The 13,786-nt window shown below is 59.5% G+C and carries 15 protein-coding genes and 1 tRNA gene; 15 read left to right on the forward strand and 1 reads right to left on the reverse strand.

Annotation, left to right across the window (positions count from 1 at the left end; translation table 11 throughout):
• Positions 1-246 precede the first annotated feature (246 nt).
• Both GK109_RS19565 and GK109_RS19570 read left to right on the forward strand, forming a co-directional pair.
• Positions 247-5,904, forward strand: coding sequence for an RHS repeat domain-containing protein (locus GK109_RS19565; protein WP_231754897.1), 5,658 nt, complete (start codon positions 247-249; stop codon positions 5,902-5,904).
• Between the two features lie 578 nt (positions 5,905-6,482).
• On the forward strand, positions 6,483-6,761 hold the full coding sequence (locus tag GK109_RS19570; protein ID WP_157242115.1) for a hypothetical protein: 279 nt from the start codon (positions 6,483-6,485) through the stop codon (positions 6,759-6,761).
• Positions 6,762-6,873: 112 nt separating this feature from the next.
• On the opposite strand, the gene GK109_RS19575 is transcribed toward GK109_RS19570, so the two are convergent.
• A complete protein-coding gene (locus GK109_RS19575; protein ID WP_157242116.1) occupies positions 6,874-7,692 on the reverse strand; it encodes a hypothetical protein in 819 nt (272 codons plus the stop codon).
• A 722-nt stretch (positions 7,693-8,414) separates the two neighbouring features.
• On the opposite strand from GK109_RS19575, the gene GK109_RS19580 reads away from it, so the two are divergent.
• The 13 genes from GK109_RS19580 to GK109_RS19640 all read left to right on the forward strand — a co-directional run bounded on the left by GK109_RS19580 (position 8,415) and on the right by GK109_RS19640 (position 13,713).
• The gene (locus GK109_RS19580; protein ID WP_157242117.1) at positions 8,415-8,864 is read left to right on the forward strand and encodes a homing endonuclease associated repeat-containing protein; all 450 of its coding nucleotides are present in this window, start codon (positions 8,415-8,417) and stop codon (positions 8,862-8,864) included.
• 56 nt (positions 8,865-8,920) lie between these two features.
• Positions 8,921-9,112: a hypothetical protein gene (locus GK109_RS19585; protein WP_157242118.1), complete on the forward strand. Its 192-nt coding sequence runs from the start codon at positions 8,921-8,923 to the stop codon at positions 9,110-9,112.
• Complete coding sequence (locus GK109_RS19590) at positions 9,109-9,444, forward strand: hypothetical protein (RefSeq protein ID WP_157242119.1); 336 nt, start codon at positions 9,109-9,111, stop codon at positions 9,442-9,444. Before GK109_RS19585 ends, GK109_RS19590 begins: the two co-directional genes overlap by 4 nt.
• 161 nt (positions 9,445-9,605) lie before the next feature.
• A complete protein-coding gene (locus GK109_RS19595) occupies positions 9,606-9,863 on the forward strand; it encodes a hypothetical protein (protein WP_197432509.1) in 258 nt (85 codons plus the stop codon).
• Between the two features lie 219 nt (positions 9,864-10,082).
• Positions 10,083-10,406 carry a hypothetical protein gene (locus tag GK109_RS19600; RefSeq protein WP_157242121.1) on the forward strand — a complete coding sequence of 108 codons (324 nt, stop codon included), beginning with the start codon at positions 10,083-10,085 and terminating at the stop codon, positions 10,404-10,406.
• Positions 10,406-10,645, forward strand: a complete 240-nt coding sequence (locus GK109_RS19605; protein WP_157242122.1) for a hypothetical protein — start codon at positions 10,406-10,408, stop codon at positions 10,643-10,645. The genes GK109_RS19600 and GK109_RS19605 overlap by 1 nt, the downstream gene beginning before the upstream one ends.
• 34 nt (positions 10,646-10,679) lie before the next feature.
• Positions 10,680-10,913, forward strand: coding sequence for a hypothetical protein (locus GK109_RS19610; protein ID WP_157242123.1), 234 nt, complete (start codon positions 10,680-10,682; stop codon positions 10,911-10,913).
• A gap of 270 nt (positions 10,914-11,183) precedes the next feature.
• Positions 11,184-11,684: a single-stranded DNA-binding protein gene (locus GK109_RS19615; RefSeq protein WP_157242124.1), complete on the forward strand. Its 501-nt coding sequence runs from the start codon at positions 11,184-11,186 to the stop codon at positions 11,682-11,684.
• 202 nt (positions 11,685-11,886) lie between these two features.
• Positions 11,887-12,153 carry a hypothetical protein gene (locus GK109_RS19620; RefSeq protein WP_157242125.1) on the forward strand — a complete coding sequence of 89 codons (267 nt, stop codon included), beginning with the start codon at positions 11,887-11,889 and terminating at the stop codon, positions 12,151-12,153.
• A gap of 32 nt (positions 12,154-12,185) precedes the next feature.
• Positions 12,186-12,422 carry a hypothetical protein gene (locus GK109_RS19625; RefSeq protein WP_157242126.1) on the forward strand — a complete coding sequence of 79 codons (237 nt, stop codon included), beginning with the start codon at positions 12,186-12,188 and terminating at the stop codon, positions 12,420-12,422.
• Between the two features lie 78 nt (positions 12,423-12,500).
• A tRNA-OTHER gene (locus tag GK109_RS19630) sits at positions 12,501-12,649 on the forward strand.
• A gap of 41 nt (positions 12,650-12,690) precedes the next feature.
• Positions 12,691-12,999 (forward strand): hypothetical protein, encoded by a 309-nt coding sequence (locus GK109_RS19635; protein WP_157242127.1) that lies wholly within the window; start codon positions 12,691-12,693, stop codon positions 12,997-12,999.
• Between the two features lie 45 nt (positions 13,000-13,044).
• Positions 13,045-13,713 carry a thermonuclease family protein gene (locus tag GK109_RS19640; protein ID WP_157242128.1) on the forward strand — a complete coding sequence of 223 codons (669 nt, stop codon included), beginning with the start codon at positions 13,045-13,047 and terminating at the stop codon, positions 13,711-13,713.
• Positions 13,714-13,786 lie beyond the last annotated feature (73 nt).

Here is a 13,786-nt window from a genome sequence, read left to right on the forward strand (position 1 = left end):
CCGTTGACCTTCACGATGCGGACCGGGGACGGGGCCATCGTGACGTTCGGAGGCCGTGGGACCGTAACGTTCCGAGAGCGCGGACTTGAACTTGAAAGTGGGATAACAGAAGGGGAGCGTTTCGGAGTCCCACCTACAAATCCTTTGAGCCTGAGTCCGACCGGCCGGGCATCGGTCCGGCTCACTTGGCCCGCCACCCGAATTCAGGACAGGCACAGCAATTACCTCACCGTCAGCTATTCAAGAATGGATGGCAATGGTATAGAAGTCCTGCCTCAGGTCATAAGATACACGGGCTTCGATTCGCAAAATGATGCACTTCCGCCCGACAAGACTGTGACGTTCACATATGAACCGCGTCCCGATCCCCAAGTTTCCTACGTGGCTGGACTTGAATTGCAGCAGGCATTTCGGCTCAAAGAAATAGGCGTAGCCGTACAAGGACAGTCGGTAATGACCACCGTACTTGGATACAGTCAGTCCCCCGCGACCCGACGAACTCTTCTAAACGATGTCCAGCAGTGTGACCGAGATGGTATTTGCACCAAGCCGACACTCATTGAGTGGCGTGAAACGCGGGAGCCTTCGTTCAGCATTGTTGAGGGCGGGGAGCCTAGAGCGAGCTGGGGAGATCTTAATGCGGATGGACTAGACGACATGCTGGTGCCGCCCAAAGGCGATGCGCCCTATGCGCCGTCTAAAGTGCAGCTCAGCAATGGATCAAGCTTGGGTGTTCCCTTACAGACCAATTTGCCTCTTCTTCCTCAGCTCTACTGCGACAACGGGCGGGGAATAGATAACACGTTTCCACAGTTCGGACCCGCTACAAAGAGTGCGCTGACTGACCTGGACGCCGACGGGAAGGCCGACTTTCTGGGAGCACTATATCGGCTCGTAGTACATAGGAACCCGGATGGTTCAATCAACTCATGCTCCGTTGAGAGGTCACTACAGGTCTTCAGGAATACGACAAGCGATTTCACGAAAATGGTCGAGTTCGAAATGGTGTATTCCGAACCGTTCAGAGCAGCGATCGCTCTCGACGATTACCCAACCTTTGCTGACATGACTGGGGATGGTTTGCCAGACTGGATCGGAAGGATAGACGCAGACCACTACGGATTCCGCAGGAATCTAGGAGGCACTCCGTTTAGGGCGTCGGCCATGTTTGACCATTATCAGTCGTTTGAGGACCTCAGCTCTCTGTGGTCTTCGGGGCCTGGTACCCGCGACCCGCTCTCTTATCTTGTCACCACGAATGATGGAACCGGACGCGCAAGCGTGGTGGGTCGGGGACCGGAAGATTCGTTGACAGTAGCTGACTACAGTAAAGGGTTAGCTTCACGAACAATCGCAACAGGATGGTTCTCTACTCAGATGGGATTGGACTTCACTGCTGCGGACGTCAATGGGGACGGGCTAACCGACATTGTTCGGCGTTTCCATAGCGAAGCGAGTGTGAAGGGTGTCCGTTTCGGGCAGCAGGCCTTGTATGTAAGCCTGAATACGGGGAACGGGTATACGAAGCCGTCCTTGTGGACGGTAGATGGTGTCGATACGGTCTACGCCCACGGTAATCCGATCCTTGTTGACGATTTTGATGGTGATGGTGCCGATGATCTCATATGGAGTGGAGCTTACTTGGATGACAGTTTTTGTCAGCCTCATCCTGGAGGTTGCAGGTCATTCTTCCTCACAAGTCGTTCAAACGGGAAATTTGAAAGCATACGAATCCCGGATGGAAGCCCACCAGTAAGCAAAGGCGACCTTGTCCAGGCCAGCTCAATAGTGTCCCGAGAGTCTTTGGACTTCAATGGAGACGGCCAGACTGATTTCTTTGCGCCCGCGGCCTTACAGCACAGCAGTAAAATTTATGTTCGCGATGTGGACAATTTGGACCTTGTGGTTGGCATAACTGATGGCTTAGGGAAGCAGGACACTTTTCGGTATGGCTCCACTGGGAGCCGTGATGTCTATACTCCCAATCCAACAGGGGTTGAAAAGGGGCAGTCTTCCAGCTTCGGAGGTCAGTGGGTCGTGGACAATCGGACTCTAGCCAGCCATGCTAGCGCTCAAAGCGTGGATTACCGATACGAGAATGGACGGTTTGACCTGCGCGGGAACGGATGGCTCGGATTCGGTTCAGTCATATCGAGAGACCGAAGCACAGGCCTAACCACGGAGCAGACTTATGACGTTTCGAAGAATGTTGCGGGTCATTATCCAGGCCGGGACCAACTGCTTTCGGAAAAGCGAATAGTCTCTGCTGGGCAGATTACTCACGTTTCCTCCACACTCCTTTCGCCAACGTACTTTGCGCGGCTCGATGGAGTGTATGGGCTGACGCGGCTCCAGACAGTGACTGAGGAGAGAGAACTAATCGCAGGCGCTCCTGAAAGAATAGTCAGCAAAGACGTCACAAATCTGAGATTTGACTCCTTTGGCAATCAAGTGTGGCGAGACTCGACGATTACCTGGGCGTCACAAGACGGAAGGATGCATAGCTATTTCACGTCAACCGATACTCGCTATCAAGATAACTTCGATGCTTGGCTAGTGGGCAGATTGCGATCCGCCTCCACAACAAGCCGTGATGACGAAGGACGTTCCCAAACAAGGATTATGGGTTACGAAATCGATGGCGAAACAGGCGACTATACGGCCCAAGTTATAGAACCAGCGAATGGCGACGTCGCGGTCTGGGAGAGAACTGATTACGCCTACGATTCACGCGGTTTGCTCGAAGCAATCAAAAGAACGGACCTCACGGGTAATACGCGTGAGGAGTCATTCCGCTACGACGACTCAGCCAAAACGTTTCCGACTTCTTTTACGAATGCGGTCGGACAATCCGAACTAGTGCAATACGACTCGACTTTTGGAGTCGTGGTCTCGCGCCAAGACGCTAACAACCTTACGAGTCGATGGACTTACGATGGATTTGGCCGCCCGCGTCATGTGTCAATTCCGGGCAGGGCAGGACTTAGTCTGTCATATAGCTCCAATAGCAGCGGCCTCATGCAGCTGCGGGCCACTTATGCCGGTGGGAATGATGTCTTCATAACACTGGATGGGTTAGGCCGCGAGGTTCAACGAAAGTACCCGGGATTTGACGGCAAATGGGTCTTTGAGGACCGCACATACAACACTCAGCTGGGCTTTCCTGAAGCACGGACCATGCCCTATCGGGAGGGTCAGGAGCCGGTAACGATGCGCGTGGAGTATGACCCGCTGGGGCGGCCTGTTCTTTTTGTCGCCGCTGACGGTTCCCAGTCACATCTTTCTTATGCGGGTCTCGCGATCAGCAGCGTAGACGAGGACGGTCATACTACGGCAACTGAAACTGACCCCATTGGCAACGTACTTCAAACCGCTTCCTGGGATGATCAGGGGCGGCGCATCGAGGCTAGATATGTTTACGGGCCATTTGGTCAGTTGTCTAGGACAATCGATCCCGAGGGCAACGAATCGAGTTTGGGTTATGATCTGCGAGGCCGGCAGGAATGGGTCATGGATGCTGACAGGGGCCTCTCACTTTTCCGTTACAACGCGTTCAGCGACTTAGTCGGGACATCCGGACCTTCGGGTGTAATCGAATTTGAATCTGATGCGTTGGGGCGAACGACCAGAGTCGGTTCGCGTGGAACGACGGCTTCGTACGAATGGGATAAGGCTGCGAATGGAATCGGAAGATTAGCTTCCGCCACCTCGCCGGATGGGACGAGAGTGTCATTTAGTTATGATCCCGAGGGCCGGCTGATTGAACAGGCACTCGAATTGGACGGCGAAGCCTTGGCGATGCAGCAGTCGTACGATCAATACGGGAGGCCCTCAATATTGAGGTATCCCAGCGTCGCTGGCCGCCAGTTGGAAGTGGAGACTCTCTACAGCGCTTACGGCGAGGTCAGGGAGCTCCGCAACGCCGCAAGCGGAAAGTCCTACTGGAAAGCAATTACTAAGAGCCTCCGTGGAGAAACGCTCGTCCAAAGTTATGGCAACGGGCTGATCGCCGAACGGACTTATGACGCACGTGGACGTGTCAAAAGTATCTTGAGCCGACTCAACCGTGAGACCGTGCAGAACCTTCGCTATGACTATTCAAACGCGGGTTTGATGCATGAACGAAGCGACGCTATCACCGGGTCAGATGAGACTTTTGAGTATGATGCCTTGGGTCGTCTATCGCATTGGAAACTTTCACAGGGCTCGGTTTTGCTGCACTACGGATACGAATACAGCGATTCTGGCAACCTACTCTCAAGAAACGTACTAGAGGGTCAGGGGTCTGGGCATCAGATTGCCTATTCGGCTCTTGGAGTGAGTCCCCATGCCGCGAAATCTAGGGTTACAGATGCGGGGATCTTTGATTATTACAGCCTTGCGGGCAATCAGTACCAGGCCTATCGGCGGGGTGGGCAAGAGCCACAACTGCTCCGTGAAATCGAATACAACGCTAACGACCTTCCCTCTGAGGTTCGACGTCCCGGTCTCACGAATAACTATCGCTACGATGCTTTCGGTCGCCGAATTATGCAAAGCTCGCGCGCTGAAACCACCTTGGACTTCGGTCGGGAGATGCAACGGCATATTGGGGCTGACGGACGAGAGACGTATGCGTTTAGATTGCAGGCAAGCGGCGAAATAGTTGGAGAAGAAATATGGGAGGTTGGGAATCGAGGAATCGAGACAGAGGATACTCTGTACAGTCATACGGATGTGCATGGGACACCAGCGGAAAGAACAAGCGAATCCGGGCAGTTAGTCCAGCGACAACGCTTCGACCCGTTCGGTGCGGGTCTCAAGTCGGGGAATCTCGGAGAGCTTCCGCCATCGGCATCAACACCGGTATCCGATCTCGGTTTTACAGGTCATCATCTGGAGGATGCATTCGGCATCATAGACATGGGGGGTCGCCTGTATGACCCGCACCTGGGCGGCTTTCTGACACCTGACCCGCTCGTTGCGAGCCTGCCAAGCACCCAGACGCTCAACCCATATTCGTATGTGCTCAATTCGCCACCGAACTTCGTTGATCCTACGGGATTCGAACCAGTCGGGTGGCTCAGCGAATCTTTCTCAACTGGGTCTGGTTCTGGATTCACTTTTGGATTCCACTATTGCTCCTGCGGCGGCTCTCGTTCCCCGGGTCCAGCGACGCCAGCGCCCACGTTTGCAGAAATCGGACGAGGTGGTGAGGTGCCCCGGCCTGAGCCTCGGCCGGCTATAGGCGCTGGTGGGTTCAGGTCCATTCAATCAACTACCGGCAATCTCACATATCGAGTTGGCCGGGTGAACTTGGATGGCTCCAGAGTCCGATACTCCGATCCTTTCGCTGTCGAAGCCGGAGAAAGCACTGGCCTCGCAGCCGCCTACTCTGCGGACGCAGGCTTGGCGGCAAGTGGCGTTGCCCAGGTTCGGGGTCTATTAGTCGGCCTGGTCGGCGCAGGGCGTTCTGGCGCTCGGGCCGTCGTAAATTATGTTGATAAGTTTTTCAATCGCGGTCGCTTGATTCCGCCGACACCCTCGGTTTCTTCAGGGCTAGAGTTCAAGCCCTACATTCCAAGAACCGCCAGCGGTGAGGTTGTGGAACTTAGCATGAATCAACCCAGAGGAGGGATCGACGTACCGCTTCCCGACCCTCGCGCTAACGGATATGCACATACGGTCCTGGGCGGGCGCTACGGTAGTGATGGCAGTGGCCTGTACCGGCAGTCGGCAACTTTTACGGAAGCGGGCAACTACACCGTTTACGGGGGACACCCCGTGCCCTTAGGACGGATCGACTGGACCACCCACAACCGCCCGCTTCAGCATGCGTTCCCTCACATCCATGGATACCATTTTGATGGCCGTACCCTGAGGGAAGCTGAAGAAATCCTTGGATTCCCTCTCCCAAAGCGATGATTTGATGGGCGCTGATTACCGCCCTACTCCTGATGCCTGGGCTGCTGAATCTGTTGACCCGAGGGTCCCCGGTGACTGCAATACTCGCCGATGCACGCGAAACACCAAGGGCCCGTTCTTCTCCACAGCAGCACCGCTCAAACGGACTTGCGGTGCCCCCATGTGGAGCCGGTCCTACAGAGTCTGAGGTGCATGCGAAGCTGGAAAGATCACCGGCGGACAGTGCCCGTCCGGGCCAGCACTGTACGAGGGGGAGTGTGACTTGACTGACATCTATATTTCCGATCCCAACTTCTGGTGGCGCACCGACGCCGGACGAGTCCGCACATTCGTGCCTTTCGACCCTGACGTCGAGGACGGACATCAAACGCTGGGATGACCGCGACGAGCAGCACTGGGATCTGATTGCACAAGCCGTCATCCAGGTCTCCCAAGCGCTGGCAGCCGGCGAGTGGGAACCCGACGACGAGGACGACGACGGCAGGATCAGCTGCCTGATTCGGATCGATGCCGAGGAACTGACCGGCACCGAAACGAAGATCGTCCGAAGGTGGTTCGGCGCGGCCGAGCCCGTGCGCATGGATCCCTGGTTCGAACCCTTGCAGAACGGTCGGCACCGTCTGTGGTCGACGCTGGACTTTTTCGGTAGTGAACTGGTTCCGATCAAGGGCGACGCTCTTGGCTATGCAACGCCCCTGAACACTCAGGAGCTGGGGGAGAACTGGCACAGGCTCTTCAAGATGAACCTCCAGGAACTCGACGCCGTGGACTGGTTCGACACCTCCGACCCTGTCAACATCCGTTTCGCCGATGCTCTGAGGACGGCCGCCCGCGGAGAACACCCTGCCCGTTTCTGATCCGCAGACCAGCTGCGAAAAAAGATGACCCCGGGAAGCCTCAGCCTCCCGGGGTCATTGTCATTATCTGGAACGTTCGCAGCCCTGTAAACAGCGAAAATCCTGGTGCATGTCAGGCTTTACCGTCGTTGCTCTTCCCGGGCGTCACGTTGGCCGTGCAGTCCAGGAGCGCCGTGGTGAAGTCCTTCGACTCCCAAATCCGTTTGTCCTCGTCCTTATGCAGATGATCCGTAATCGAACCGGCACCGATGGGCGCTCCTCCGGCCAGGAAGCGCAGCGTGACCTGTGAGAACCGGGCGTTGAACACGACGCCGGCCAGGCATTCGCCCGCAGCCTGATAGGTCTTTTCCTGCGCCTCGTCCAGAGCGTAGGAGGAGAACATCGAGACCAGCCCGTCGGTCAGCTCCGACGCCGAGTTGATGCTCAGGTCCTCCCTGATTTCGTACTTCGGGTTGAGATTCGGCGCGGCCTCCGCCGTTTCCTCGACTGGCTTCGGCGACTCGTAGCTCTGATCGCCGTCACCGGGAGGAATGACCGCGTCGACACAGGCGTCGAAAAGGTCGCTCAGCTCAGGGGAGAGCAGGATGGCCGTGTCCATCGAGCTGACCTCCCGCAGGCCCTCGGCCACAGCGCCCATGTCGTCGCTGTTCCGCTCGACGATGTAAGCCAGGCCCTCGTTCGAGATGCCCTGCTCCTTCACGGCCTCGACCAGGCAGTCGCCGCCGTCGGCACTCTTCGTGCCCGTGCCATGGAAGACGAGCCTGTGCAGGGCCTTGCCCAGCGCCGTGTCGTTCACAGCAGCCAGGCTGGCGCTCGGGCTGGGCGAGGGCTTCGCCGTCCCGCCTCCTCCCGAGCATCCGGCCAGGAGAACGCCGAGCGTGGCCAGCGCGACGGCAGGAAGTGCCGCCCTCCTCATCATCCGGGTCTTCATAGCTCCGCTCTCTCTTGTCAGATGGACATCCGCTATCAGTCGACTATCTGCTCGTATCCGACTGGTCTTCGAGTACATCCTATCTGACTGAGGCACTAATCATCTATTAGTCACCAGTCAGATGGGGGCTTGAAAACCATTCAGAGAGGAGGGGACGCGCCGAGCTGCGCTCGTGCGCGCCCGGGTCCCCACGGACCTCACGTAGTCCTGGGGTGGCTGGGATCAACGGAGTTGATCCGGAGGAGCTCTCGCCGCGTCTCCCGCGCATCACCGGGGTCCGTGGCGGGCTGGTTGGCCAAACGTCCCGAATCCCGAGGAGCAGAGCCATGCCCGCGCTGGGCTGCGTCGTCACACATAGCCCCACGAGAAGAAGAAGGAGGTCGGCGTCATGGACGTCACCATCGACCACCCGACCTCGAGGGCAATCAGGCCTTAGACACCATCGTCGGCTGCATGACCCTGACCGTCGTCGACGAGCGAAATCACCGTACTGCTTGACCTGCCGCACCTGGAGAAGTACGGACACCAGCGCACCCGTGAGCTGGTTTACGGCTGCAACTTCCCCGTGGCGGTCGGGGACCAGGTGCTCTGCCCGCCGACGCCGCTTTATTCAAAGTGGACCACCGGCGTGATCACAGAGCCCTCGACGGCCGACAGTACCGCGGCCGCGTCAAGTACGTCCGCAAGATCAAAAAGATCCAGCCGGAGGAGGGCGAAGTGCGATGACCAGCCTCCAGCACCACGTCCCGGCCCCGACCAAACCCGGCCCGGTCGTCTATACCGACCGTCAGCTGCTCAACGCGCTGCGTCGGCTGGCACTGAACGAGCCGACCATTGGCCGCCGAACCTTCGATCAGCGCCGCCACAGTTCGGACCCCACGTCGCAGCTCTACGAACGCAGATTCGGCTCCTGGTCCCGCGCGCTCGAAACCGCCGGCTTGACGTCCATCGAGCAGCCCCGGCACTTACAGGGCGCGACGACGAAGTGGACCGAGCCGGCGATACTCGAGGCGCTGAGAAACTGCCAGCGATGCACAGGTTCCACCACGGTCGCTGCCTACGAGGCCTGGCGGACGGACGCCGACTGCCCGCAGACCGATGCCCCGCCGGCGACAACCATCCGCTTCCGGATGCGCAGCTGGTCCCGGGCAACACAGCTGGCCTTTGACTAGGCCCTCTGCCCATACCGCAATCCCATCACGAAGGACCCGGAAGGATCGTTGATCCCATGCCCACCCTCTCTGACCTCTATAACGCCGACCAACGCACACGTGATCCGCAGATCCGCGAGCTGACGAAGAAGAACCTCATCCCGCATCCACTGAACAACGTCCAGTACGCCGACGGCATCTCGAAATGCCGCCATGGCAGGAAACACGATCAGTTCCAGCTCTGCCGCCAGGAGGTGCGCCGCTCATGACACCGGACCCCGAAGAATCCTCCATCGTGACCCTCAGCCGCACTGTTCACGACATGCTCTCCGGCTCCGCGCTGGACGAAGATGCCCGCGCGATCGCACAGCAGATCAGGGACCGGAACCTCTCCATGCTCTTGCCTGAACAAGAGTGGTGCGAGGACTGCTCCCGCGACATCGACGCAGCCGCCGAGCCCGGCATGCCACAGGACGTCGCCGACCGATCCATCGAACCGTTGCCGCTGCCTCCTGACTGGGACCCCGACTGGGGCCCCGCGCCGCTGTATGACGTCGCGTACCTGGCCTGCGGGCACACCCTAGCCCACCTGGCTTCTTGAGCAGGTGGGAATCACAGGCGGTGCTGCTTTTCGTGCGGGTCTGGTGACGTAGGGATCAAGGGCGACCCCGTCGGCGGACCGACGGAGATAGTACTGGATCTCTCACGCAGCGGGGCTGCGTCGGGTCCTGGTCGACATCCAATCTACGAAGGGGTCTTCTCGTGCTCCCCATGACACCTGCCCAGAGCTGGGCATTCCTCGCCCTGGTCATACTCACCATTCTGTGCCTCGTGTGGCTCATGGCCCAGCACCACCGAACAAGCCTGAAGCGCCGGACAGCTTCTGCTGAGGTCACACCCGCCCTCGAAAATACCGTCGAACAGCCCACGCGGCGTCCGGCTCCTCATCTCGTCGAGGGCTCTACGGAGTCTCCGCAAGGTCCCCGCGAGGTCTACGACTGGGCTGTGCAGGGGATCTGAACAGACCTCATCCAGCCCTGGTCCCCATCGGGTCCGGTGCAAGACCTCCAGCGGCCCAGAGCCGCACCACGAACAACCCCCGGTCCGCCGCATGATGCGCCAGACGCGCTTTGCACCCAGCCCAGTCACGTGCAAAGACAGCAGTCCGGTAAAAAGCCACGGCGGCTTGGGGGGGGCACCACGTCGGACCCACCAGGCAATCCCGAAAGCGAGAAGACCATGAACAAGACCAGCGCACCAGCACCCGTCGTCAAGCACGGCATCACCATCGAGTTCAGCGCGATCACACTCAATGGATCGCTGCACCACGACGACGAACGCCGCGCTTTGATGCTGATGACCGAAGAAGGTCCGGAGCGCGTCTCGGTGAACCTTGAGGCGTACGGACTCGTCCCTGCTCCCAGTCACGTCTACGTCAAGGACTGGTCCGAGCACTCGGGCCTTGCCGAGAGCCTCCAACGAGCACGGCTGGCCCGAATCGTCAGATCTATTGAAGTCGGGCCGTTCTCCTCCACGGCATACGAAGTCGAGGTGACACTCTGATGACTCTCGAACCCCAGATAATTGCGCGCCTTGGTTCCATCCGCGAGCACCTCGAAAAGATCGAAGACAGCAACCGCAAGCTGCTCGCCCTCGGCGAAGAGCACCTTGACGTCGAGAGACGTCAGCTCGAAGCCCAGGATACGCAGAACCTGCTGGGCTGGATGCAGCTGCAGCAGGGGGCGGGTCGTGATCCCGATCCGAGCCTTATGGACATCGTTCGCCAACGGCTCCGGTTGTGAGCCCGTGCACCAACTCAAAAAGGAGGGTCGCGCCATGGGTACCGTCATCATCGCCCTCCTGGTCCTCGGAGGAATCGTCTGGTCCACGACCAGAATCCTTCGTTGGATGACGGGGGAGCGCGCGCTCAACGTCGTCGGGCTCGAATCCCGGTACTGGTACGCCAGGGAGATCGGGGATGTGGCAGGTGCGGATCAGATCGAGGCTCAGTTACGCGACACCCTTGGTTCCGGCTGGGGGAGACCCGCAGGTAAGACGCAGGGCATGTGAAAAGCGAGTCAGATCAGCAGAGCTGATGCGGGACTCGTGATGAAGGGCATCTGGATCACCGAAGGCGATCGAAGGAAGAGCTCTGGAAAGAACAGCAGAGCACTCGATCAGCGCAGCTGATTCGGGGCTCCGTTCGAAGATCATCATCTGATCAGCACAGCTGATCCGGATGGGGGTCTGAGAGACAACCGAATACTTCAACTCACCCAATTCGCGCGCGGAAGCAATGACATTGCCCGCGCGCTTCGTGCACAACGAGGAGAAACAATCATGTCGAACCCCCGCAACTCCGGAACCGTCATCGGCCGCCTGACCAAGGACCCCGTCGTCTTCACCAACCAGGACGGCTCCAAGAAGGTCGCCTTCACCCTCATGTCCGACCACGACTACACCGACGCCCAGGGCAACCGCGGCGCAGATGCTGTGCCCGTGGAAGCCTTCGTGCGCGCGACCACCAACGGCACCGGTCCTTTCGCCAGCATCCACAGGGGCGACCTCGTCGCCGTGACCGTGAAGCTGAAGCAGGACCGCTACCAGAAGAACGGCGTCGAGGTCTTCGAGCTCAAGGCAGTCGTCCAGAGCATTACCTTCCTCGAGCCGCGCTCGGTGACCCAGGCCCGTGTGAGCGAACGCGTCGCCGCCGCAGAGGCCCAGAACCAGGCTCTGCAGACCCAGGTCCAGGACCCGGCCCCTGCCGCCGTTGCTGCACCGGCTGTCGCCACCAGCGCTGTCCAGAGCGAAGAGCTGCCCTTCGGAGAGCCGCCCTTCTAAGCCAAGGCGCGCACGCGGCACAGCAAACCATAACTGAATACCCACAACCGAATACAGGTGGCCATGCCACCGCAGATCCCCGTTCCGAGGAGCCTCGCGCTGCTCGGGCGGGGATCTGCTTTTCCACCCCAAAGCACATCAGCACAGCTGATGCGGTTCCGCTGTTGAAAGAACACCCTCGTCCGTAAGAAGGAGACCTGCCATGCCCACCGTCGCAGTTGAAACAACCGACGCCACCGACGTCACCGGCCGCGAGGAGACACTGCGCGCCGAGCTCACCGGCATCGTCGGTGGAGTGATCGAGAACCACCCCGGCCCCGACGTTGAGGCCATGGTCGACGACGTCGTAACGGCACTGGTCGAGAAGCTGCGCTTGCACGCCAGCAAGCTGTTCGTTGCCAAACACGACGACCGGCCGGCGGAGAAGTTCCGCACCGTCACTGGACGGATGGACGTAACCGACTCATGACGGAGCGCAGGCACTACTGAGAGGAACCCGACATGAGCTTGTTGCTTGAACCCCGGCCCACCATCGCGAAAATAGTCGAGCCTGTCGACGCCCGGCCGCCGGCTGTCTCCGACATCCCGGCCCCAGCCCGGATCCTTGCCGAGATGTACCCGCAAATCGTCAACTTTGATGCCACCGGGCTGACGGCCGAGGAAGTCCACTACTTCCTCGGTGGCGAATCACCCGGCATCGCCTACTTCCAGTACCAGGTCCTCGTGGGCCGGTCATAAACCAAACGGCTGGCAGCCTAAGCCCCGATCCGGCTCCAACCATCCCTTCCATCAAAGCTGTCCACACTGGACAGCCCCGGCGCTCTAGCTCAGCGGCAGAGCACTCGGCGTTCTGACTGCCCGCGGTTCGACTCCGCATCAATCCCCGGTCGGGCAGACCCAGGCGACAGGTCCGGTACAGGACGACGCACGAGAGGTCACGGGTTCGATTCCCGTGAGCGCCACCAGATCCCTATCTCCAGTCCCATCAGCCCAGGAGCGCAACCTCATGACTGACATGATCACTCCCGCCTTCCTCGCGATGGCCAGGAACACGGACCCTGCGGCAGGCGGAATCGTCTTCGACTCCGCTGAACGCCACCGTATTCTCGGCGGCAAAAGCGCCAGGCTCCTGCGCCGCGGCGACCGGGTCGCCCTGCGTGACCTGAACCCGGACATCGAAGAGGGCACCGCCGTCATCGACCAGGTGCGCCCACCGGTGGGCACGACAGTTCACGTCCTGACCATCGGTGGAAACGCCTACCTCGTCCGCGGTTCGCGCCTGGTGCTCGTCATCCGCGACGGCGCTGAGGCCTGAAGCCCGGATCCGCTTACCATTGACCTCTTCAACTAGGAGCACCACATGAAGCGCAACGCATCCCGCCTCGTCCTCCGCTGCCTCGTGGCCGCACTGCTGGGCATCAGTACACTGACCGGCTGCGACGACGGCCAACCGATAGTGCCAGGTGTCCCAAGTGACCAAGCACCGTCGACCAGTCAGGCTGCGGATCGGTCCGCGCCACCTCAGTCTCAGGATGGCGAAAAGCCCGTCTCGGTCGAAACCGAGATCATCCGGGTGATCGACGGCGACACCATCGCTGTCCGGGCAGTTGCCGGCGCACTGCAGCCAACCAATGATGCAGGCACCCAGCACACCGTACGCTTGCTGGGCATCGATGCCGCCGAGATGAACTATGGCAAGGACGCCGGCCCCGAATGTGGTGCCCAGGAGGCTACTGACCATCTCAACAAGCTGCTGCCCGAAGGTACCCAGGTAACCATTTCTTACGACTCCCACGCCGACCGCACCGACCGCTACGGCCGGTCGCTTGCCTACGTCCTTGTCTCATCAAGCGATGAGGACGTCAACCTTGCGCAAACCGCCGGCGGTTATGCCGAGGCCTGGATTCCTAAGGGTGAACCCCAGCCTGAGCGCTGGCACGAATACCTGTCCGCCGCCGAGCAAGCGAAGTGGCAACACAAGGGTGCTTACGGCGCGCCTGCGAACTGCCCGACACTCGGCCGCCAGTAATGGCTGACCAATACAGTGTGGAAAGCTCTTGCGCAGAAGGGGCTACTTCGTTTCATGACTGCCGAACCCGCTG

Origin of the sequence: Pseudarthrobacter sp. GA104, assembly GCF_009741265.1 — a bacterium.
Classification (GTDB): domain Bacteria; phylum Actinomycetota; class Actinomycetes; order Actinomycetales; family Micrococcaceae; genus Arthrobacter.